Annotated in this window: 19 protein-coding genes; 6 read left to right on the top strand and 13 right to left on the bottom strand. The window is 69.1% G+C overall.

All coding sequences use genetic code 11. From position 1 onward, the window contains the following. Both AB0J09_RS27660 and AB0J09_RS27655 read right to left on the bottom strand, forming a co-directional pair. Window positions 1-988, bottom strand: a 988-nt coding sequence (locus AB0J09_RS27660) for an SPFH domain-containing protein (RefSeq protein ID WP_360697048.1), incomplete at its 3' end; no start/stop codon positions are given. Between the two features lies 1 nt (window position 989). Then, window positions 990-2,594 (bottom strand): SPFH domain-containing protein, encoded by a 1,605-nt coding sequence (locus AB0J09_RS27655; protein WP_360697045.1) that lies wholly within the window; start codon window positions 2,592-2,594, stop codon window positions 990-992. 140 nt (window positions 2,595-2,734) lie between these two features. Here AB0J09_RS27655 and AB0J09_RS27650 point away from each other — a divergent pair, with 140 nt between their 5' ends. Together AB0J09_RS27650 and uvrB are read left to right on the top strand one after the other, a co-directional pair. Further along, window positions 2,735-2,974, top strand: a complete 240-nt coding sequence (locus tag AB0J09_RS27650) for a helix-turn-helix transcriptional regulator (RefSeq protein ID WP_360697043.1) — start codon at window positions 2,735-2,737, stop codon at window positions 2,972-2,974. Between the two features lie 68 nt (window positions 2,975-3,042). Next, complete coding sequence (gene uvrB / locus AB0J09_RS27645; RefSeq protein ID WP_360697040.1) at window positions 3,043-5,151, top strand: excinuclease ABC subunit UvrB; 2,109 nt, start codon at window positions 3,043-3,045, stop codon at window positions 5,149-5,151. Window positions 5,152-5,401: 250 nt separating this feature from the next. Here the strand turns inward: uvrB and AB0J09_RS27640 are convergent, their stop codons facing one another. Beyond that, on the bottom strand, window positions 5,402-6,526 hold the full coding sequence (locus tag AB0J09_RS27640) for an NAD(P)/FAD-dependent oxidoreductase (RefSeq protein ID WP_360697036.1): 1,125 nt from the start codon (window positions 6,524-6,526) through the stop codon (window positions 5,402-5,404). 53 nt (window positions 6,527-6,579) lie between these two features. Between AB0J09_RS27640 and AB0J09_RS27635 the strand changes: the two genes are divergently transcribed. Next, window positions 6,580-7,272, top strand: coding sequence for a TetR/AcrR family transcriptional regulator (locus tag AB0J09_RS27635; protein WP_360697033.1), 693 nt, complete (start codon window positions 6,580-6,582; stop codon window positions 7,270-7,272). A 217-nt stretch (window positions 7,273-7,489) separates the two neighbouring features. Here AB0J09_RS27635 and AB0J09_RS27630 read toward each other — a convergent pair whose 3' ends face one another. The 5 genes from AB0J09_RS27630 to AB0J09_RS27610 form a co-directional block, all read right to left on the bottom strand. Continuing rightward, complete coding sequence (locus tag AB0J09_RS27630) at window positions 7,490-8,251, bottom strand: alpha/beta fold hydrolase (RefSeq protein ID WP_360697030.1); 762 nt, start codon at window positions 8,249-8,251, stop codon at window positions 7,490-7,492. Between the two features lie 484 nt (window positions 8,252-8,735). Beyond that, window positions 8,736-9,608, bottom strand: coding sequence for an alpha/beta hydrolase (locus AB0J09_RS27625; RefSeq protein ID WP_360697027.1), 873 nt, complete (start codon window positions 9,606-9,608; stop codon window positions 8,736-8,738). A gap of 60 nt (window positions 9,609-9,668) precedes the next feature. Further along, window positions 9,669-10,643 carry a zinc-binding alcohol dehydrogenase family protein gene (locus AB0J09_RS27620; RefSeq protein WP_360697025.1) on the bottom strand — a complete coding sequence of 325 codons (975 nt, stop codon included), beginning with the start codon at window positions 10,641-10,643 and terminating at the stop codon, window positions 9,669-9,671. Window positions 10,644-11,124: 481 nt separating this feature from the next. After that, window positions 11,125-12,000: an RIO1 family regulatory kinase/ATPase gene (locus tag AB0J09_RS27615; protein WP_360697022.1), complete on the bottom strand. Its 876-nt coding sequence runs from the start codon at window positions 11,998-12,000 to the stop codon at window positions 11,125-11,127. Between the two features lie 141 nt (window positions 12,001-12,141). Continuing rightward, window positions 12,142-12,960: a hypothetical protein gene (locus tag AB0J09_RS27610; RefSeq protein WP_360697019.1), complete on the bottom strand. Its 819-nt coding sequence runs from the start codon at window positions 12,958-12,960 to the stop codon at window positions 12,142-12,144. 270 nt (window positions 12,961-13,230) lie between these two features. Between AB0J09_RS27610 and AB0J09_RS27605 the strand changes: the two genes are divergently transcribed. Then, window positions 13,231-13,812, top strand: coding sequence for a hypothetical protein (locus AB0J09_RS27605; protein WP_360697017.1), 582 nt, complete (start codon window positions 13,231-13,233; stop codon window positions 13,810-13,812). Here AB0J09_RS27605 and AB0J09_RS27600 read toward each other — a convergent pair. Together AB0J09_RS27600 and AB0J09_RS27595 are read right to left on the bottom strand one after the other, a co-directional pair. Further along, a complete protein-coding gene (locus tag AB0J09_RS27600; protein ID WP_360697014.1) occupies window positions 13,787-14,362 on the bottom strand; it encodes a Uma2 family endonuclease in 576 nt (191 codons plus the stop codon). The genes AB0J09_RS27605 and AB0J09_RS27600 overlap by 26 nt on opposite strands. 59 nt (window positions 14,363-14,421) lie before the next feature. Beyond that, window positions 14,422-15,027: a hypothetical protein gene (locus tag AB0J09_RS27595; protein ID WP_360697011.1), complete on the bottom strand. Its 606-nt coding sequence runs from the start codon at window positions 15,025-15,027 to the stop codon at window positions 14,422-14,424. 188 nt (window positions 15,028-15,215) lie between these two features. On the opposite strand from AB0J09_RS27595, the gene AB0J09_RS27590 reads away from it, so the two are divergent. Next, window positions 15,216-16,010 carry an alpha/beta hydrolase gene (locus AB0J09_RS27590; RefSeq protein ID WP_360697008.1) on the top strand — a complete coding sequence of 265 codons (795 nt, stop codon included), beginning with the start codon at window positions 15,216-15,218 and terminating at the stop codon, window positions 16,008-16,010. Here the strand turns inward: AB0J09_RS27590 and AB0J09_RS27585 are convergent. Both AB0J09_RS27585 and AB0J09_RS27580 read right to left on the bottom strand, forming a co-directional pair. Next, a complete protein-coding gene (locus AB0J09_RS27585) occupies window positions 16,001-16,600 on the bottom strand; it encodes a DUF4126 domain-containing protein (protein ID WP_360697005.1) in 600 nt (199 codons plus the stop codon). The genes AB0J09_RS27590 and AB0J09_RS27585 overlap by 10 nt on opposite strands. Window positions 16,601-16,604: 4 nt before the next feature. Beyond that, window positions 16,605-17,510: a phosphotransferase gene (locus AB0J09_RS27580; protein ID WP_360697002.1), complete on the bottom strand. Its 906-nt coding sequence runs from the start codon at window positions 17,508-17,510 to the stop codon at window positions 16,605-16,607. A gap of 69 nt (window positions 17,511-17,579) precedes the next feature. On the opposite strand from AB0J09_RS27580, the gene AB0J09_RS27575 reads away from it, so the two are divergent. Further along, window positions 17,580-19,937, top strand: coding sequence for an FAD-dependent oxidoreductase (locus AB0J09_RS27575; RefSeq protein ID WP_360696999.1), 2,358 nt, complete (start codon window positions 17,580-17,582; stop codon window positions 19,935-19,937). Here AB0J09_RS27575 and AB0J09_RS27570 read toward each other — a convergent pair. Beyond that, window positions 19,915-20,437: GntR family transcriptional regulator (locus AB0J09_RS27570; protein ID WP_360696996.1), on the bottom strand; the 523-nt coding region annotated here is incomplete at its 5' end. The two genes, AB0J09_RS27575 and AB0J09_RS27570, sit on opposite strands and share 23 nt — an antisense overlap.

Below are 20,437 nucleotides of genomic sequence, written 5' to 3'. Positions count from 1 at the left end.
CGGCGGCGGTCAGCTCGGCCCGGCCGCGCGCCTCGATCTCCCACGTCACCCGCTGCGCCTCGGTCTCCTGCTCCTCCAGCATGCGCGCCACGTCCTTGCGCGCCTTGTTGTGGGCGGCCTTGACCTCGACGACACGGGCGTCACGGGTCTTCTTGGAGCGCTCGATCTCCATCAGCAGGGTGTCGATGCGGCGCTTGCGGGTCAGCTCCCACTCGCGCTCGTAGGCCGAGAGCTCCTTGGCCACCTTCTCGCGGGTGGCCAGGTGCTGCTGGTACTGGTCGGGCAGCTGGACGTCGGGGATGTTGGCGCCCGTGACCCGCACGCCGTACCTGCCGAGCTGGCGGTTGAGTGCGTCCTGCATGTCGCCGACGTCGGAGCCGCGCAGGTCGTACGCGCGCTCGGTGTTGACCCTGCGGCTGCGCTGCCTGATCGCGTCCTGCACCGCGCTGGAGAGCACCAGGTCGAAGTTGCCCGCGCCGATCGTGCGGACGAACGCGACCGGGTCCACGATGCGGAACTTGAGGAAGAACTCGATCGACTTCAGCGGCACGTTCTCGGCCGTCGGGCAGGCCACGATCGGCGCCGAGTACGGGATCTCGGTGGAGGTGTCGACGACCGCGTCCACCCGGTCCCACGGCAGCCAGAGGTAATGGCGGCCCGGCGGGAGGGTGCCGGTGATGGCTCCCCAGCGGCTGCGCACGCCGGTGGTGCCCTCCTCGATCTCGATGATGGCCTTGCGCCACATCGTGACCAGCGCCACGACCAGGAAGAACAGCGCCGCCAGCGCGGGGAGCAGGGTGAGGTCGGTCAGGACCGCCATCCCGGCGAAGTACAGAGCCAGGAACACCAGCGCCATCCACGCGAAGCCGCGCCGGTCCTTGGGGATCACGACGGGCACGAGCTGGCCCTGCTCGCCGCCGCGCAGCAGCTGGCGGATGTCGCCCCAGGAGGCCAGCGACTCCTTGATCTTGGAGAACTCGCGTGTCATCTCAGATCCCCCCCTTGCCGGGCAGCAGGCGTTCGACGGTCCGCTCAAGCTCCGCGTCGGGCTCCGGCGGGTCCTGGGGCTCGGTCACGTCGGCGGCGGCCTTCTTGAGCAGGGCGACGATCTCGCCCTCGCGGCCCCGCACCCGCTCGCCGATCTCGTCGAGCCTGGAGCGGATCGCGGCCATGTCCTCGGCCGAGAACAGCGCCGCGTCCTTGCCGCCCACCAGCTGCTGGGCCAGGGCCAGGAAGTCGATGTCGGTCTGCTCGCCCACCTGCACCACCTGCGGCAGCCTGGTGGCGACCGACTCCAGCTTGTTCAGCAGGTCCTGCTGGAAGCGGTAGTCGAGGATCTCGGGCGCCTCCGCGGCCGACAGCGCCCGGATGTCCAGTGCCTGCGCCTCCAGGAGAGCGGAGTTGGCGTTGGCCGTGGACTCGGCTTCGACCAGGCGCTGCCTGGCCTGCGCCGTGGCCTGATGGGTGGCGCGTTCGAGCGCGGTGTCCATGCGGGCCTGGTAACCCGCGATCTCCGCCTGGATGGCGCTCAGCGTCTCCTGCAGCCCGGCCAGCTCCTTGACCAGGTCGCCCTCGTTCTGCTCCTTGCGCAGCTGGAGCTCGTACTCGTAGGTGTAGGCCTCCTTGGCGACGCGGACCATCTCAGGGGCGGCCAGGTCCATGCGGTATTCCTGGCTGGACGGCTCGGCGTGCGTGATGTTCACGTCGGTGAGCCGTACGGCGGGCAGGAACTGCTGGTTGAGGCTGTCCAGCATGCCGACCGTGCTCTCGCCCACCAGGTCGTAGATCTCCTCGGCCCGCTGGGCGTAGATGAGGGAGCGGGTGACCTCGCTGATGGCGTTCTGCAGCTTGGACTGGAAGCCGCTGACCGAGCCGAGCACGAAGATGAACTCCGCCGGGTTCTCGATCCTGAACTGCAGGAACAGGTCCACGCTCGCCTTGACGCCCTGCTGCGTCGGCGCCTCGCTGATCGGCGCGTTGAACGGGTACTCGCGGGTGGTGTTGACGATGTAGCTGACCCGCTTCCACGGGTTGAACAGCGTCACCCGGCCCGGGTCCGCGATGTGCACCAGCTTGCCGAACTGGGTGATCAGCGCCTTGCAGCCTTCGGGCACCATCACCACGCTGCGCCGCCACCACAGGAACGCGGCCGCCAGGACCAGCACCACCCAGTAGTGGGGGCCGAAGATCAGATCGGTGTTCGGGATGACGTTTCCGAGCGCGCCGATCAGGCCCAGCACCACCAGGATGCCCAGGGGCACGATCACCTTCGCGGTGCTGCTCTTGGGGATCACCACCGGCGAGATGACGTGCATGCCGTTCTCGGCGAAGCTGCGGTTGACGATCTCGCCCGCCTCGTTCAGCGAGGCCGACCTGGCCTCGATGAGAGTGCCGACGGAAGCGCCGCCGTCGCGGGCCGCGGCGAAGTCGTGCGGGTTCAGCGCGAAGCCCCGGGCCTGGCCCGTCAGCTGGCCCGCCTGGTCGACGACCTGGCCCATGGCCTGCCCCATCGCCTGCCGTACGTCACCCCCTTGGGCCACCGCTTGGGCTATGCCCTGCCCTGCCTGGATCAGTGCCTCTCTGGGTCGTGACATCGAACCTTCCTTTTCCGCTACAGGCGGATCCGACCGTATCGGGTATGACTTACTGTTCGCTTGCAATGGGATGTCATATGCCTATTGCTTCCTGTAGTAGGTGTGCTATCGATGTAGTAGAACTACTATCTGGAGTGTTGATGGGCGCGGAAAGAGAGCTCTACAACCGCATCGCGCTCTTGCGCGCCGAACGGCACGTGACCCGCCGGCAGCTCGCCGACGCGCTGGGGGTGCACTACCAGACGATCGGCTATCTGGAGCGGGGCGAATACAGCCCGAGCCTTTACCTGGCGCTGCGGATCGCCGAGTACTTCGAGGTGCCCGTCGAGGTGGTCTTCTCCACGACTCCCTTCCCCCGGATAGGGGAGCGGTCCGCCTGACACGTGAGTGTCTCCAGGCCGGTGGGCGGGGTGGCGTTTCTGTCGGTGAGGCGGCCTACAGTGGCAACATGCGACCGGTCACAGATTTGCAGCGGAAGGTGGCGCCGTTCGAGGTCGTCACCGAGATGACTCCCTCTGGCGACCAGCCGACGGCCATCGCCGAGCTGGAGCGCCGCGTCAAGGCCGGGGAGAAGGACAACGTGCTGCTGGGCGCCACCGGCACCGGCAAGACGGCCACCGTCGCCTGGCTGATCGAGCGGCTGCAGCGGCCCGCGCTGGTCATGCAGCCCAACAAGACGCTCGCCGCGCAGTTCGCCAACGAGCTGCGGGAGATGCTGCCCAACAACGCGGTCGAATATTTCGTTTCTTACTACGACTACTACCAGCCTGAGGCGTACGTCCCGCAGAGCGACACGTACATCGAGAAGGACTCCTCGATCAACGACGAGGTCGAGCGGCTGCGCCACTCGGCCACCAACTCGCTGCTCACCCGCCGCGACACCATCGTGGTCGCCTCCGTGTCGTGCATCTACGGCCTGGGCACGCCGCAGGAATACGTCGACCGCATGGCCAGGCTCCGCGTCGGCATGGACATCGACCGCGACCAGCTCCTGCGCCGCCTGGTCGACATGCAGTACACGCGTAACGACCTGGCCTTCACGCGGGGCACGTTCCGGGTGCGGGGCGACACGATCGAGATCATCCCGAAGTACGAAGAGCTGGCCGTCCGCATCGAGATGTTCGGCGACGAGATCGAGAAGCTCTCGACCATGCACCCGCTGACCGGCGAGGTCATCACGGAGGACGAGGAGCTCTACATCTTCCCCGCCTCCCACTACGTCGCGGGCGAGACGCGCATGGCCGCCGCCGTGACGGGGATCGAGGCGGAGCTGGCCGAGCGGCTGGAGGAGCTGGAGCGCCAGGGCAAGCTGCTGGAGGCGCAGCGGCTGCGGATGCGCACGACGTACGACATCGAGATGATGCGGCAGATCGGCACCTGCTCCGGCATCGAGAACTACTCGCGCCACATGGACGGGCGCGAGGCCGGCAGCGCGCCCAACACGCTGCTCGACTACTTCCCCGAGGACTTCATCCTGGTCCTCGACGAGTCCCACCAGACCGTGCCGCAGATCGGCGCCATGTACGAAGGCGACGCCTCGCGTAAGCGCACGCTGGTCGAGCACGGGTTCCGGCTGCCGTCGGCGCTCGACAACCGGCCGCTGAAGTGGGAGGAGTTCCTGGAGCGCATCGGCCAGACCGTCTACCTGTCGGCCACGCCGGGGCCGTACGAGCTGGGGCGGGCCAAGGGCGAGGTCGTCGAGCAGGTCATCCGCCCGACCGGCCTGGTCGACCCCGAGATCGTGGTCAAGCCGACCAAGGGGCAGATCGACGACCTGGTCCACGAGATCCGCGAGCGGGCCGAGCGCGACGAGCGCGTGCTGGTCACCACGCTGACGAAAAAGATGTCCGAAGACCTGACCGACTACCTCCTGGAGCTCGGCATCCGGGTGCGCTACCTCCACAGCGAGGTCGACACGCTGCGCCGCATCGAGCTGCTGCGGGAGCTGCGCACGGGCGAGTTCGACGTGCTCGTCGGCATCAACCTGCTGCGCGAGGGCCTCGACCTGCCCGAGGTGTCGCTGGTGGACATCCTCGACGCCGACAAGGAGGGCTTCCTGCGCTCCGAGACGTCCCTGATCCAGACCATCGGCCGCGCCGCCCGTAATGTGTCCGGCCAGGTCCACATGTACGCGGACAAGGTCACCCCGTCGATGGAGCGGGCGATCGACGAGACCAACCGGCGGCGGGCCAAGCAGATCGCCTTCAACGAGGCCAACGGCATCGACCCGCAGCCGCTGCGCAAGAAGATCGCCGACATCCTCGACTCGCTGCAGCGCGAGGACGCCGACACCGATCGCCTGCTCGGCGGCGGCCGGCAGCAGTCGCGGGGCAAGGCGCCGGTGCCCGGCTTCGGGGCGCGGCAGGCCGGCCAGCACGCCAAGGCGATCGCGGGCGAGATGCCGCGGGCGCAGATGGAGTCCCTGATCGACTCGCTGACCGAGCAGATGCACCAGTCGGCGGCCGATCTGCAGTTCGAGGTGGCGGCCCGGTTGCGCGACGAGATCAAGGAGCTCAAGCGCGAGCTGCGCGACATGCGCGAGGCCGGGGTCAAGTGACTGCAGGCGCGTGACCCGGGGCGCGCCCCTCGCCGGGCACCTGGCTAGGAGCGCTCCCCATCGCGCGCCTGGCGCGTGACTTCGGGGCGGCCGCCTAGCGGTCGGTCGTGTCCGCCACCCCGGCCGGGTTCGCCCCCGTAGCGGAGTTCGTATGGCGGGCGGTGGATCTGCCGGAAGGAACCGCGGCGGTGCCGTGCTGTCCCGTGAAACCGTGGCGAGCTGCTGGCGCTGGTGCTCTCACGCTTGGCAGTCAGGATGGCTGGACTTCGTCGAAGACGGCGAGGGCTTCGGTGGGGTCCGGGCTCACGAGGCGTTCCAGACCGGCCGCCGTGATTTTCGCCCACCTGCCGGCCCGCGCCCACATCTGTTCCTCGAAGGCGCGGACGGCCTCGTCCAGATCAGGGCCAGGGGCGGCGGCGGCGACGGACTCGGCCAGTTCGGCGCCTTCCAGCATCGCGAGGTTCGCGCCCACCCCCAATGGTGGCATCAGGTGGGCGGCGTCGCCCAGTAGCGTCACCCCGGGAACATGGGCCCAGGTGTGGGACACGGGCAGGACGTAGAGGGGGCGGTGGGCGAAAGCGGTGCCGTGGCGGAGGAGGTCGAGGACGGGAGCGGCCCAGCCGTCGAACAGAGCCAGCAGACTTGATCGCACGGCCTCGACGTCGCCCAGGTCCAGGTCCGTGTGCCAGTCCAGCGGCGCGCGGAACTGGGCGCCCACCTTGACGTGGCCGCCGCTGTTGCGCTGGGCGACGAGGGCGCGGTTCACGCCGTACACAGCCATGGAACCGTCGCCGATCAGCCGGGCGAGGTCGGGGTGGCGGGTGTCGACGTCGTCCAGGGAGGTCTCGACCATGGTGACGCCGGTGTAGTGCGGCGTCGCGGACGAGACTGCCGGGCGGACCCGGGACCAGGCGCCGTCCGCGCCGACCACGAGGTCGAACGTCTCCTGTCGCCCGTCCGCGAAATGGACCAGCACGCCATCCTGGGTCCCCGGCACTACCTCCGTCACACCCCGCCCCCACCGAACGTCCAGGGGGCCGAGCAGCAGGTCACGGAGTTGCCCGCGGTCGATCTCGGGATTGGCCCGGTCGCCCGGACGGGGTTGCCAGTCGCGGAGGACGGTCCCGTCCGCGTCCAGGATGCGCATGGCCTGCCCCTCGGGACGGGACAGCGCCTGGAACTCCGCCAGCAGCCCCGCCTTGCTCAGCGCGAGCTGGCCCAGCCCTTCGTGCAGGTCCAGTGTGCCGCCCGGGGGACGCGCGTCGGGGGCGGGATCGCGTTCGAGCACGGTGACGGAGTGATCGTGGCGGTGCAGGACGCGGGCGAAGGTGAGGCCGGCGGGGCCGCCCCCAATCACGGCGATACGATGTCTCATGGCGATACAGCGTATTTTACTATTACGATGTATCGCAACACTACGATGTATCCATGACTGTGTGGGACCGGCCGGAGCCGCCGACTCGCCCCGCGCCGCTCGACCGGGGGCGAATCGTCGCCGCCGCCATCGCGCTGGCCGACGAGGGCGGGCTGGAGGCGGTGTCGTTGCGCAAGGTCGCCGCCCGGCTGGACGCCGGCCCGATGCGGCTGTACGGATACATCTCCACCAAGGAGGAGCTGTTCGACCTCATGGTGGACGAGGTCTACGCCGAGATCCTCCCCGAGGAGCAGCCCGGCGACTGGCGGGAGGTGCTGCGCATCCGCGCCCACCGCACCAGACAGGCCACTCTCCGTCACGAATGGCTGGCCGACCTGCTCGGCGGCCGTCCGACCCTGGGCCCAAACGCCCTCGCCGTGACTGAGGCCACGCTGGCCGCCCTCGACGGCCTCGCCGACCTCGACACCGTCATGCGCGCCGTGGAGACTGTCAGTGCCTACTTCACTGGCGCGATCAGGCGCGAGATCGCGAACCTGCGGGCCGAGCGTGCCACGGGCCTGTCCAAGCGCGACTGGCAGCGCGCCTCCGGCCCGCATGTGAGGAGGATGCTGGCCACGGGCCGCTTCCCGGCGCTGGCCAAGGCCGTGTACGACGGCACGGAGGTGGACGCCGAGGTGTCCTTCGCGACCGGGCTGGACTGGGTCCTCGACGCCGTGGCCGCCAAACTCGCCCGGCCGCCGGCGTGACGCTCAGCAGCCGCACACCCTCGGATTCGCGCTCACCGACTCGCCGGTCGCCCTGCTCCCCTGGAACAACCAGGCCGCATAGCCCGCAACGATAGGACCAAATCGCCCGCGATCAACTCAGAGTGATTGATGCGTTACAAGTGGAAACATTTTCCATCTCGGCGATTCATGATCGTTCTCGGCGCCAACGGCTGTCCGCAGGTTCCTCGCCCCCGGGTTACGGCAGGAGAGCTGCCAGGGTGTGGGCGAAGGCATCGGGGTTGTCGAGCATGATGTTGTGCCCCGACTCGGGAATCCCGACGACCTGGACGCCGCTCGCCCGCAGGCCGTCGGCGTCCTCGGGCGGGTCGCCCTCCGGATACAGGAAGGCGCGGGGGATCGGGAGGGTCTTGAGGAGCTCGCGCATGGTGGGCGTAGTGCCCGTGGCCAGGCTGACGGCCGTGCGGTGGAGCCCGCGCGGGTCCGCGAGCCTCATCGTGGACCACCAATGGGACCCCACGCGGTCGCGTACCTCCTTCCACCCGTGCGACACGAACTCCTCCTCGGTGTAGCTCGCGATCCCGCTGGTGCCCGGCCGGGCAGGGGCCGGCGGATACGGGTCGAGGTTGGCGTGCACGAGGACCAGGTTGGCGACCAGCTCCGGATGGCGTGCGGCCAGGACGATCGCCACCGCGCCGCCCATGCTGTGGGCGATCATCGACGCCCCGGTGACCCCGGCCTTGCGCAGAGCCTCGGCCAGGGCGTCGGCGTGGGCCTCGAGGGTGTAGGCGAAGTCGCGCGGCCGGTCGCTGATGCCGAAGCCGAGCAGGTCGATCAGAAGAGAACGCTTTCGCGGCAGGAGGGGGTGAGCGGCGACCTCCGCGTAGTAGGGAGCCGAGGTGGCACCGAGACCGTGAACGTAGACGCGCGCCGGATCGGCTCCTGGTAGCTCGACCCAGTGCATGCGGGCGCCGCTGGGGTGAACGATGGCATCGTGCATGACGGCCTCCTCGTTTATGGGCTGCCGGTAAGACTGGTGTCAAAGTACACGCGACTGCGTCAGACCAGGCCAGAATAGACGTTCGAGAGCGCTTACCAGGTCGATGGAGGGTTGGCCTACAGCGTGGCCTGGTCGCTGTCGCTTTCGTTGACGCTACTGATCACAGTGACGGCCGTATGCGCTGCCCCAGCCTTCGCCGTGCCGCTGCTCCGTTCGGCGGGCCGCTGAGAACGAGATGGCCTCCCTGGGACACGAGACCAAGGTTGGCGACGGCCGGCAGATGAACTACGCCGTCATCGCGATGAGGTTCCACCCGGACGATCCGTATCGGGGTGTCGTCAAGCCGTCGGCGCCTCGGTCACCTGCTCTTCTTCCCACCGACTTGCCGGGTTGTCGGCGAGCAGCGTCTCGACGAAGGCGAGCAGTCGGTCGCCGAGCTGTAGGAGTGGGAAAGCTGGAGCCCGACCTGCCGCGCGAGCGCGGGTCAGGGGCGGAACTCGATGTCGCCGAGGAAGTCCCCGATGAGGGGAGTGACCTCGTCAAGCGCGCTTTCCAGGAGGAAGTGACCGCCATCGAGGAGGTGGATTCGCGCGCTGGGCAGGTCGTCGGTGAAGGCGCGGGCGCCGGCGGGCCCGAAGATCTCATCACCCTTGCCCCAGACGGCCAGGAGCGGTGGCCGGTGGGTGCGCAGGTATTCGTGCAGGCGGCGGTAGAGCGGCAGGTTGGTGGCGTAGTCGAGGAACAGCGCCAGTTGGATGCGGTCGTTGCCGGGGCGGGAGACCAGGGCGTAATCGTGGTGCCAGGTTTCTGGGCTGACGAGGGTCGGGTCGGGTACGCCGGTGAGGTACTGCCACTTGATGGCGTCGAGTGTGAGGGCTTTACGGATCGCCGCCTCGGTCTGCGGGTTCTGCTCGCGCTGGTAGTCCCAGACGGTCTGCCAGAAGGCGTCGACGAAGCCAGCCTCATAGGCGTTGCCGTTCTGGGTGATGATCGCGGTGATGGCTGCGGGGTCGTTCAGGGCGAGCCGCCATCCGATCGGGGCACCGTAGTCCTGTACGTAGATGGCATAGCGGGACAGGCCGAGGTGGTCGAGCAGGGCGGCGGTCAGGTCGGCGAGCGCGTCGAAGGTGTAGGCGAACTCGTCGGCGGGTGGCGCGTCGGACAGCCCGAAACCCAGGTGGTCGGGGGCGATGACGTGGTAGTCGTCGGCCAGGGCGGGGACGAGGTCGCGGAACATGAACGAGCTGGTAGGGAAGCCGTGCGGGAGCACCAGGGCCGGCGCGCCGGCCGGTCCGGCTTCGCGGTAGAACAGCCGCCGGCCCCGCACGTCGGCGTAGCGATGATGGACAGCCACCATGACAACCCCCGAAGATCTTTGTATGGCCTGCTCGACCTGCCGGATCATGCACGCCGCCGTTCAGGCGTTGACGACCACCATCTTGCCCCTGGCCTCGTTGGCCTCCATCACGCGGTGTGCCTCACGCACCTCTTCGAACCCGAACACGCGCGACGGCTTGGCTTTGAGCTGACCCGCCGCCACCTGCTCGGCGATTTCCTGCAAGGGGACGTCGGACAGCGGGAAGCCCGGGGTTCCGAAGACGAAACTGCCGAAGAAGGTCAGGTAGACGCCGCTTGCCATTTGCAGCAGCGGGTTGAAGTCGGCGATCGGATCGAGGCCGCCCAGCCAGCCGGCCAGGCAGGCGCGACCGCCGCGCCGCAGCATCGCGAGGGAATCGAGGATGGTGCTGTTGCCCACCAGGTCCAGCACCGCGTCCACCTGCTTGGCCTCGGCGATACGCCCAGACAGGTCGGGCCCATCCAGTTCGGCGCGCTGTGCGCCGAGTTCTTCCAGCATCGCGGACCGCCCGGGGTTGCGGGTGGTGGCGATGACGCGTGCGCCGGCGTTGACCGCCAGATTGATCGCGGCCTGGCCGAAGGAGGAGGTCGCCCCGCGGATGACCAGTGTCTGCCCGGTGGTGATCTCCAGGTTGCGGAACAAGCAGGTCCAGGCCGTTGCGTAGGTTTCCGGGATGACTGCGAGCTCAGTCCAAGGGAGGTCGGACTCGATCAGTGCCACGTTCGAGACCGGTGCCCGCGTGTATTCGGCGTAGCTGCCGTTGATGGTACGTCCCAGGCCACCCATCAGCGCTGCCACCTTGGCACCGATCGGGAACTCGCCGCCGGGGCAGGCTTTTACCAGCCCCACGCATTCGATGCCGATCACCTTCGCCGCCTCAGCCCACTCACCTCTGCGCATATGCATTTCGGCGTGGTTGATGCCGAACGCCTTGATGTCGATGACGACATGACCGGCGAGAGGCTCGGGATCGGGCAGTTCGGTGTAGACCAGGCAGTCCGGTCCGCCGAATTTCTCGATGACGATGGCACGCATCGCGGCTCTCCAGATGAGATGCCCTTCTCCAGGGAAGGGCGAAGTCCGCGACGGCGGCTGGACGGTTGACTTCACCAGCCGCGCCGCCCATTTACCACCCTACGCCCATGCGGCGATCAAGCGGATGGCGGCGGCTGGATGGCTGCTCAGGGACCACGAGCCGGCTGTGGTCCGTGGACGCACCCAAAGGGCGCGCTGCTCAGCAGCGTAGCGTGCTCCGGACGTGTGGTCATTTCGCCGCACGCTGGGGGAACGCGCGGCCCGTCGCGTCATGCGCTGAGGACGTGTGGTCCTTAGCGTCGCGTGCTCGGGCCGTGCGACCGTCGCGCCGGGCGGTGCGCGGACACTGCTCGCGCGCGGCAACGCGAAGGGCCAGCGCACCGCTTCGTCCGGACGCATGAGGCGACCGCCCGACGCCGGTGCCGTGAAGAGACCGCTGTGACCGTCCTCGGGGTTGCGCGCAGGTCCGGCGAACCCACCTCTACGAGGCCAGCCCGGCCTCCTTGCGGAGGAGGGCGGCGAGGGAGTCCGGGTCGGCGGCCGGGACGCCCTTGGCGGCGAACCAGGTGGCGACATTGTGCGCGTCCCGGTCGAGGAAGGACGGACCGGTCGGGTGCGCGATCACGTCAACGATCTGCGGCAGGTCGATGATCACCAGCCTGCCGTCATGGACCAACAGGTTGTACGGCGACAGGTCTCCATGGGCCAGCCCCTCCCTGGCCAGCGTGACCATGGCCGCCACGAGCTGCTCCCACAGGTCGTCCAGGTCGTCGGACACCTGCGCCAGCCGCGGCGCCGCGTACCCGTCAGCCGTCCCGATGAACTCCTGCAGGATCTCCGTCCCGACGATCTGCACCGGGTACGGCACGGGAACCCCCAGCTCCCACAGCCGGCACAGCGCAGAGAACTCGGCGACCGCCCACTGGGCGGCGATCACCTGCTTGCCGAACGCCGTGCGGTTGGCCATGGCCCGGTTCATGCGGCTCTCACGGGTCCTGCGGCCCTCCATATAGCCGGAGTCGCGGTGGAAGAGCCGGTGGTCGGAGGAGCGGTAGCGCTTGGCGGCCAGCAGGCAGATCCGGTCCGTGCCGGGCACGCCCCGGGAGATCAGATGTACGTCGGCTTCCTTGCCGGTCTTGAGCACGCCGTGCTCGGTGTCGACGGCGGCCAGCTCGGTGACCAGCCAGCCGGGGTACGGCTTGGGCCCCTTCTCCGTCGGTGTGCTCTGGTCCCAGGTGGACCAGCGGTCACCTTCGGGTGGACCGTCGTCGGTCTCGGGGGTGCTCTCCAGCCATTCGATGTCGTCGGCGTCGAGGGCGTGCTTGCCGCGGGTGCGGTGCTGCGAGTGCTTCGGCACGGTGGGATTACTCCAGGAGTGAGGCCCACCGGTGCGCCGATCAGATCAGTGGCGGACGCCCGGTGGGAGGGTTTGGGGACGCGGAAAACGGCACGCGAACAGTCGTCGTCACGGTCTCACTCTCCCTTCGGGTCGCGATGATCAGCTTGACTGAGTATGCCGGGACTGGCGGGGGCCGTGCAACTGAATAAACGGCGGCGGCTGTGGAGGAGCGGGTGATCTGCACGGCCATGTCACAGGCAGGTGAGCCGGATCGGGCCGGCGACCATGGCCTGGTCGCCCGTGGTGTTGCCTTTGCCGGTGAAACGCCTTGCCGGAATTGATCGCGGCCTGGTCCTTCTCGGGGGTGGTCTCGCTCAGGATGCGGTTGATGATGGTGCGGGCGTCGCCGCGGCTCATGTTGAAACCGATTCCGATGGTGACGATGCCCCGGTCCTTGCCTGTCTTGGTTTTCTCGCCGGCGTTGTACGCCTTCTTCTGCACTCCGCCCTCACGCTTGATCAGCATCTGCTTGACGCTGCTGTTGAAGACCTTGGTGAACGGGCAGCGAGCCTGCTCCTCCTGCACCGTGAGCGCAGTCTGGCCTTGCTCTTCTTCCTCGGCGTCCGGCTCTTCGGAAGCCTCTTCGAGATCAGCCACGTCGGTGGACGGATCCACCGGCTCGGCATCGTCGAGCTCCGAAGGAGTCGAATCGGTGTCCTCCGGAGCTTCCTCGGTGTCCTCCGGATCGTCGGCGATGGTGATCTCCTCCGAATCGCCATCGGCGGGTGGCTCGGTTGCAGTCGCGTTCGGCAGGAAAGAACTCGTGCTGGGCCCGGTCTCCTCCTCGAACGCGGAGTAATCCGGGTCATCGGACTCGAGCTGCGCACGCGCGGCTCCGACGGTGAGCCCCGTTCCGCCGATTGCCAGGACGCCGGCCAGCGCGGCGAGCGTGATGCGCCGCCGTGAGCGAATATGCATAGATCCCTCCTGAGGGCTATGGTCCGGATGGACCGCCTGGCGCCATGCCTATGGCGCGGCATGTTGACCAGCCAGAGGGTTTTGTCCGTGATCGTCCAGTGGCCAGAGGGAGCAGCGCGGCGAATCGAACCCGCAAACGTCCGCGACGGCCGCCCGGCCCCCGAACGACCTGCGTGGACATCGAGACGTCCGACCCGCCAGGCGGGCGGTGGAAGCGGGCAGAAGTGAGGCCCGGTCCGAGCCGAGGGCGATCGCTTGTAGCGTGGACGGATGCGACGATGCGGGGCGTGCGGCCATTGGGAGCCCGCCGGAGCGCCCGGCTGCGACAGGTGCGCGAGGCAGGTGGACGAGATCGTCGAGGAAGGCTGGCGGGCGTTCCTGGAGCGCGAGTTCGGCACGTCCCGGCCGCCCGACGAGCGCCTGATCGCCGAGATGATCGCCGACGAGCCCGACAAGCACCCGTGGCGCGTGGTGGACGCCGCCTACGACCGCCTGACTTGCCCCGACTGTGGTGGCCGGCTCAGCAGGGGCCCGGCCGGATGCGCCCCCTGCGACCTGGCGAACGGCTTCCGCTACTCCGCCATCGAGATCGACCGCCCCGCCGTCCCACCCGGCAACGAGCACGCGCTGCGGGTGAACGTGGCCGTCACACGCAGGCCGTACGGGATCTCGGAGTCGGAGGTGCTGCTTCGGCGCCTGTCGCTTCCCATCCTCCTCGAGGGCCGCCTCCCCACCCGAGCCCAGGCCCAGGCCACCAAGGCCCTGGCCAACGGCGGCGCCACGGAAGCGGAACTCGCCGCGCTCATCTACCGCGAGTGGGTGACGCCTAGCGTGGCGGCCACTCCAGGTTGAGGTCGATGTCGACGTCGAATCCGATGTCAGCCCGCAGCCGCTTGCGATGAATGCCGGTGGGGACATACGCCATGACTGCGGGCTCGATCTCGAACGTGTAGGCCACGGGCTGGTCACCTTCCTGCTCCACGCGCCAGAAGTGCTTGATGCCCGCCGCGGCGTATTTGAGTGGCTTGGTGGTGCGATCCCTTTCCAGCGAGTCGTCTGACGCCACTTCCACCACAAGATGGACATCTGTGGGGCTGACGGCGGTCGTGGCGAGGGTGAACGCCGACTCGTTGACCACGAGGACATCCGCCTCCGGACGCTGGCGTGCGCCCAATGTCACCGTCATCCCCCAAAGGACCATCATGTCCTTCGGTGGACGGAGGTGCCGCTCGAACAGCCGCACGGTGACCATGTGGAAGCACGTCTGCGGCGACCGCACGACGAGTGCCTCGTCGATCAGCTCCACGTGCCGGGGCGCTTCCGGAGGCAGGTGGTCGAGCATGTCGGCGGTCCAGCCCCCGGGAGGCCCAGGGTAGAACCACTCGGGAAGTGCCGTGGTCATCGTCGTGCCTCCCTCGACCGGCTCACGTGGCGAATCAATGCTGCCACGTTCGGTAGTCGTCAGGGCAGGTCTTTGCGTTCCTCCATCGAGCGGCGGTAGAGCTCGTCGATCTGGTCCAGCGGGTCGGGCGCGTGGCGGCGGGCCTCGATCTCGAGGTCGGTGCGGGAGCTGAGGTCGGCGATGCCCGTGGCCGTGTGCCGGACCTGATCGCCCAGGAGGTCGGCGCGGATGCGGGCGCACATGGCCGTCAGCTTGGCCTGGTGCTCCCTGAGCCGGCCGAGCGTGGCGTGGTCGACGTACGGCGACATGCGGCGCTGCTGGGCGTACATGCCGAGCTGCCCGTCGTGGACGTCCGCCTGCGCCGACAGGTCGGCCATGAGGCGGGGCAGGTCGCCGAGGCCCCAGCCCTGGCTCAAGGCGTGCTCGACGGCCTGGCGGGCGAGGGACACCTCGCGGCGCAGGTCGAGCCGGAGGCGCTCGACCTCGGCGGCGTCGCCCGTGCCCATGGCGTTGACGTGCGTGGTGAGCCGCGTCGTGGCCTGCTTGGCCTTGGACGCCGCCTTCCTGCCCAGCTTGACGAGGAGATAGAGGCCCACGCCTCCCAGCAACAGGAAGAACGCCAGGATCACCAGTAGGACGACAAGCAACTCGCTGATCTCCGCCACCCCCTGTCGGTGTTGATGATTTGAAGGATAGTGCGCGGGGGCGGGTCCGGCGCAGCGCGCTACCAAGCAAGCACTTGATCGAAGCATTGAGACTGTGCTTCAGTGCTATCTAGCGCGCGGGGCCGGCCGTGGACAGCGGGTGGACGGCTGGAGAGGGCGCGCTGATGTCACAGGGCGGTGGTCGGTAGATGCCGTACGCGGACGTAGGCGGAAATGTCCGGCTCTTCTACACCGATGACGGGGACGGGCCGCCATTGCTGCTCGTCCATGGGTGGGGCACCGACTCTCACCAGTGGTCCTGGCACATCGACGCGCTGGCCGCCGCGTACCGGGTCGTCGCCGTCGACCTGCGCGGGCACGGCTACTCGTCCGTTCCCGAGGACGGCAACACCCCGCGCAGGATGGCCGAGGACCTGCGCGTCCTCCTCGGAAGCCTCGGCATCCCTCAGGTGATCGCCGTAGGGCACTCGATGGGCGCCCAGGTCGTGTCCATCCTGGCCGTCGAGCACCCCGAGCTGGTGCGCGGGCTCGTCGCCGTCGACCCCGGTTACGGCATGACAGATGAGATCGCCCGGAGCTTCCCCAAAATGATCGCGGGCCTGCGCGGCGAGCACGCCCACGCCGTCGCCGAGCGGATCGACGAGTGGTGCACGAACGCCGGCACGCCCCCGGTCATCAGACGCTGGCACAAGCGCAGGCTGTACGGCATGCCGCCGCACGTGCTGGCCCAGGCGTTCGAGGCCATGTTCACGGCCCACGACGCCATCGGCGTACGCCCGGCCAGCGACGACTACCTGGCGCGCAGGCGCTGCCCCGTGCTGTCGATCTGGTCGGACCAGGAGCGGGCGAGCTGGGAGTCGGGCCTGCTCAAGGACCCCGCGTCCAAGGTCGTGTACTGGGAGGGCGCCGGCCACCGGCTGCACGAGGAACGCCCCGGCGAGTTCGTGAGCCTCGTGGAGGAGTGGTTGCGCGCTCAGAGCTGACCTCGTGCCGCCCTTCTGCGGGCGCGGAATCGGCGTACCCGCCTGATCAGCCACCATGCCAGCACGGCGAGCACGAGCAGCGCGACGATCACCAGCGCGGGGGCGAAGACGGCGACCAGGCTCATGCCGAGCGAGCCTGCGTCCTCCGCCGTGCTCACCACCGGGGCGCCCACGCCCGCCGTCCCGACGTTGATCATCGGGCGGGCGGTGGCCTTGATCGCGTGTACGGCCAGCGCCACCACGATGCCCAGCAGCCAGCTCGCCCACGGGTGCTCGGTCATCCAGGTGGAGTTGTCCAGCTCGGCCGCCGCGCTCGTGGCCGAGAAGACCACTCCACCCGAGGCCGGGCGCACCACTGTCTGGATGGTGTCGTTGATGCTGTCCACGGCGGGCACCTTGTCCAGGACGAACTCGGCCACCAGCAGGACGGCGATCACCGCCAACACGCCCCAGTTGGACAGCCAGGAGTAGCCGTCGGGGAGCTTCACGGCGTCCGTTAAATTGGCCAGGACGCCCACGACCAGGAGCGGGATGTAGGCGTTCAGCCCGGCGGCCGTGGACAGCCCCAGGCCGGTCAGTGCGGCGAACATGCCCCTAGTCTGCCCGCGCCGCCTCGTCCATGATGTCCGACAGGCCCGATCCGGTGAACTCGGCCACCGCCCGCTCGTACTTCTCCATGCCCCACGACCAGAAGTCGAAGTCGATGCTCTCGTTCGCGCCGTCCTGGATGGAGGCCCAGAGCGTCCAGCCGTACTTGGACATGAGGCCGAGCAGGCGGGCGCGGGCGATCTTGTGGCGCAGGCGGCGGCCGTAGTACGCGGTGACGAGTTCCTCCAGGTGGCCGGGCGGAAGGTCGGACTCGCTCCAGATGTTGCCGAGCTCGAAGCAGGGGTCGTTGTTGCCCGCGTACTCGTAGTCGATCAGCCAGAGGCGGCGGCCGCCGTCGATGATGTTGCCGGGGAGGAGGTCGTTGTTGCAGGGAACGGTGCCTTCCGCCCGTATTTCCAGACATTTCCGAATTTGGTCAACGGCGGGCATGAAATCGAGATATTTAGCAGGAAATCGGTAACCGCGCTCCCGCACGATCCCCAGGTAATGGCGCTGAACCTCGAACATGTCGAAGTCCCGTACGAACCGCGGCCCGGCATGCAGCCGGCGGCACGCCGCCGCCACCCGGCGCAGGTTCGCCGGGTCCCGCAGATCGGCCTCCGTGAACGTCCGCCCCGGCAGGAACCCCACCACCAGCACCCCCAGATCCGGCAGGTACTCGTGCACCGGCGCCCCCACCCCGGCCGCCGCGGCGGCCAGCGAGCAGGCGTGCTCGGCGTCCCTGTCGATCCCCAGCAACGAGCCGTCGCCGGCCCACACGCGCGCCACGTACACCCCACGGGGGGTCGTGACCTTGTAGTTGTGGTTCGTCAGCCCCCCTGGCAGCTCCTCGACGGAACGCGGCACGCCGGAGAGCAAGGGGATGCGGTCGAGCACCTCGGGCAGGGCCATGCTCGATGCTAGGACGCGCGCCGCTAAACGGTCTAGACCTTTTACTATCCGAAGGCTAGCCTCGCCCCCATGAGCGACTCGGCCCGCATCGTGATCATCGGCGGCGGGGTGGGCGGCGCGTCCGTCGCCTACCACCTCACTCAACTCGGCGAACGCGACGTCGTCCTGCTGGAGCGGGACGAGCTCACCAGCGGCTCCACCTTCCACTCGGCGGGCCTGGTCGGCCAGCTCCGCGCCGACCCCACGCTGACCAGGATGAACCAGTACTCCGTCGAGCTCTACCGCACCCTCGACGCCGGATGGACGGAGTGCGGCGGCATCAAGCTGGCCTCCACGCCGGAGCGCATGGCGGAGATCCGCCGGCAGATCGGCTGGGCGCGGACGTTCGGGCTGCCGCTGGAGGAGATCTCGGTGGCCGAGGCCGTCGAGTTGTTCCCCCTCATGGATCCCGAAGGGGTCGTGGGCGCCGCGTACCTGCCCACCGACGGGCAGATCGACCCCTCCCAGCTCTGCTACGCCCTGGCCCAGCGGGCCCGCGAGGGCGGGGCGGTGATCCGTACCCACACCAGGGTGCTCGGCATCAGGACGGCGAACGGCCGCGTCACCGGCGTGCGCACCGACCAGGGGGACATCGACTGCGAGATCGTGGTGAACTGCGGCGGCATGTTCGCCGCCGAGATCGGCCGCATGGCCGGGGTGCGGATCCCGATCGTGCCCATGTCGCACCAGTACGTGGTGACGGACGCCTGCCACGACCACACGGGACTGCCCACGCTGCGCGACCCCGACCTGCTGGTCTACTACCGGCAGGAGGTGCAGGGCCTGGTCATGGGCGGGTACGAGCGCACCTGCGCCCCCTGGACGGCCACCCTGAACGCCTTCGACGCCGTGCCCGCGGACTTCAACGGCCGCCTCCTGTCCGAAGATTGGCCAAGATTCGAGGAAATTTCTGACAATTCCCGGATTCGCGTGCCGGCGATGGCCGACGTCGGCATCCGCAAACTGATCAACGGCCCCGAGGCGTTCACCCCCGACAACGAGTTCTGCCTGGGGGAGACGGAGGTCGGCGGGTTCTTCGTCGCGGCCGGGTTCTGCGCGCACGGCATCGCGGGCGCGGGCGGCATCGGCAAGGTGATGGCCGAGTGGATCGTCGAGGGCGAGCCCAGCATGGACCTCTGGCACATGGACATCCGCCGCTTCGGCCGCCAGTACCGCTCGCCGTCGTACACGATCAAACGGGCGGTCGAGAACTACGAGACGTACTACGACATCCGCTACCCCGGCCACGAGCGGTCGGCGGGGCGCCCCCTGCGGGTCTCGCCCGCGTACGGCTGGCACGCCGCCCACGGGGCCATCTTCGGCGAGAAGGCCGGGTGGGAGCGGGTCAACTACTACTCCTCTAACGAGAGCGGGGAAGGGGAGCGCCCCGACGGGTGGGCCGGGCGGCTGTGGTCGCCCGCGATCGGGGTCGAGCACCGGGCCACGCGCACCACGGCGGGGCTGTTCGACGAGAGCTCGTTCGCCAAGATCGAGGTCACCGGGCCGGACGCGGCCGAGCTGCTGGAGTGGGTGTGCGACAACCGCGTCGCCCGCGAGGCCGGCGCCGTCACCTACACCCAGGCGCTCAACCGGCGCGGCGGCATCGAGTGCGACTTCACCGTCACCAGGCGTGGGGAGGAGGAGTTCCTGATCGTCACCGGCACCGCGCTCGGCTCGCACGACCTGGGCTGGCTGCGCAAGCAGGCCGCGCTCACCGGCTCGACGGCCAGGATCGCGGACGTCACCGGCCAGTACGCCTGCTTCGCCCTGTGGGGCCCGCGCGCGCCCGAGATCATCGCGGGGCTCACCCCGGATCCGATGGACTTCCCGTTCATGTCGTCGCGCGAGATCACCGTCGGGGACGTGCCGGTGCTGGCGCTGCGGGTCACCTTCGTGGGCGAGATGGGCTGGGAGCTGTACTGCTCCAGCGAGTACGGGCCGGCGCTGTGGCAGGAGCTGTGGCGGGCGGGGGAGCCGTACGGGCTGGTGGCGGGCGGCTATCGGGCCATCGACAGCCTCCGGCTGGAGAAGGGGTACCGGGTGTGGGGCGCCGACATCGGGCCCGAGACGACACCGTACGAGGCGGGGCTGGGGTTCTGCGTCAAGCCGGACAAGGACTTCCTCGGCAGGGGCGCGCTGGACCCGTCGCCCGAGCGGCGGCTGCGCTGCGTGACGCTGGGCAACCCGAGGGCCGTCGCACTCGGCAACGAGCCCGTACGGCTGGACGGGCACGTCGTGGCCAGGGTCACCTCCGGCGGGTACGGCTACACGGCCAAGGAGTCCATCGCCTACGCCTACCTGCCGGTCGGGCCGGGAGCCCAGGTGGAGATCGAGGTCGAGGGCGTCTGGGCGCCGGGTGTCGTGGTCAGGAGCCCTCTGGTGCCGTGACCCCGCTGCGTACCGAGATCCGGACCCGGTCGGGACGGAACAGGTCGCGGGCGAACTCCACCGGCGTGCCGTCACCCGCGTAGGCCGTCCGCTCGATCAGCATGAGCGGCGCGCCGGGCGCGATGCCCAGCTCGGCGGCCTCCGCCGGGCGGGCGGTCACCGGGTCGAGATGCTCGACCGCCGTACGCGGCTCCAGGTCGTAGTGCGCGGCCAGCAGGGCGTAGAGGGAGCCGGTGAGTTCCTGGTCGAGGAACCCGGGCAGCGGCGGGAAGTAGGAGCGCTCGATCGCCACCGGCGAGAGCCCGGCAGAGCGCACCCTGGCCACCTCGTGCACCGGCGAGCCCGCCTCGACCTCGAGAGCCACGGCCGCCGCCCGCGGCGCCGGCACCGTCGCGGCCGTCAGGATCCGCGCCTCGGCCCGTAGGTGGGCCCGCCGCATCTGCTCCGTGAACCCGGCCAGCCCCGTCAGGTCGCACTCGATGCGCGGCTCGGCCACGAAC

The organism is Nonomuraea sp. NPDC049784 (genome assembly GCF_040659615.1).
In the GTDB taxonomy this organism is placed as follows: domain Bacteria; phylum Actinomycetota; class Actinomycetes; order Streptosporangiales; family Streptosporangiaceae; genus Nonomuraea.
Note: the sequence above shows the minus strand (reverse complement) of the source record. Positions and strands in the feature narration are given on the sequence as shown.

Excerpts from the sequence above, each read along its gene's own strand:
- AB0J09_RS27590 (WP_360697008.1), top strand. The coding sequence starts at position 15,216 with ATGCCGTACGCGGACGTAGGCGGAAATGTCCGGCTCTTCTACACCGAT.
- AB0J09_RS27630 (WP_360697030.1), bottom strand. The coding sequence starts at position 8,251 with ATGCACGATGCCATCGTTCACCCCAGCGGCGCCCGCATGCACTGGGTC.
- AB0J09_RS27585 (WP_360697005.1), bottom strand. The coding sequence starts at position 16,600 with ATGTTCGCCGCACTGACCGGCCTGGGGCTGTCCACGGCCGCCGGGCTG.
- uvrB (WP_360697040.1), top strand. The coding sequence starts at position 3,043 with ATGCGACCGGTCACAGATTTGCAGCGGAAGGTGGCGCCGTTCGAGGTC.
- AB0J09_RS27640 (WP_360697036.1), bottom strand. The coding sequence starts at position 6,526 with ATGAGACATCGTATCGCCGTGATTGGGGGCGGCCCCGCCGGCCTCACC.
- AB0J09_RS27635 (WP_360697033.1), top strand. The coding sequence starts at position 6,580 with ATGACTGTGTGGGACCGGCCGGAGCCGCCGACTCGCCCCGCGCCGCTC.
- AB0J09_RS27605 (WP_360697017.1), top strand. The coding sequence starts at position 13,231 with ATGCGACGATGCGGGGCGTGCGGCCATTGGGAGCCCGCCGGAGCGCCC.
- AB0J09_RS27620 (WP_360697025.1), bottom strand. The coding sequence starts at position 10,643 with ATGCGTGCCATCGTCATCGAGAAATTCGGCGGACCGGACTGCCTGGTC.
- AB0J09_RS27655 (WP_360697045.1), bottom strand. The coding sequence starts at position 2,594 with ATGTCACGACCCAGAGAGGCACTGATCCAGGCAGGGCAGGGCATAGCC.
- AB0J09_RS27650 (WP_360697043.1), top strand. The coding sequence starts at position 2,735 with ATGGGCGCGGAAAGAGAGCTCTACAACCGCATCGCGCTCTTGCGCGCC.
- AB0J09_RS27580 (WP_360697002.1), bottom strand. The coding sequence starts at position 17,510 with ATGGCCCTGCCCGAGGTGCTCGACCGCATCCCCTTGCTCTCCGGCGTG.
- AB0J09_RS27625 (WP_360697027.1), bottom strand. The coding sequence starts at position 9,608 with ATGGTGGCTGTCCATCATCGCTACGCCGACGTGCGGGGCCGGCGGCTG.
- AB0J09_RS27610 (WP_360697019.1), bottom strand. The coding sequence starts at position 12,960 with ATGCATATTCGCTCACGGCGGCGCATCACGCTCGCCGCGCTGGCCGGC.
- AB0J09_RS27575 (WP_360696999.1), top strand. The coding sequence starts at position 17,580 with ATGAGCGACTCGGCCCGCATCGTGATCATCGGCGGCGGGGTGGGCGGC.
- AB0J09_RS27600 (WP_360697014.1), bottom strand. The coding sequence starts at position 14,362 with ATGACCACGGCACTTCCCGAGTGGTTCTACCCTGGGCCTCCCGGGGGC.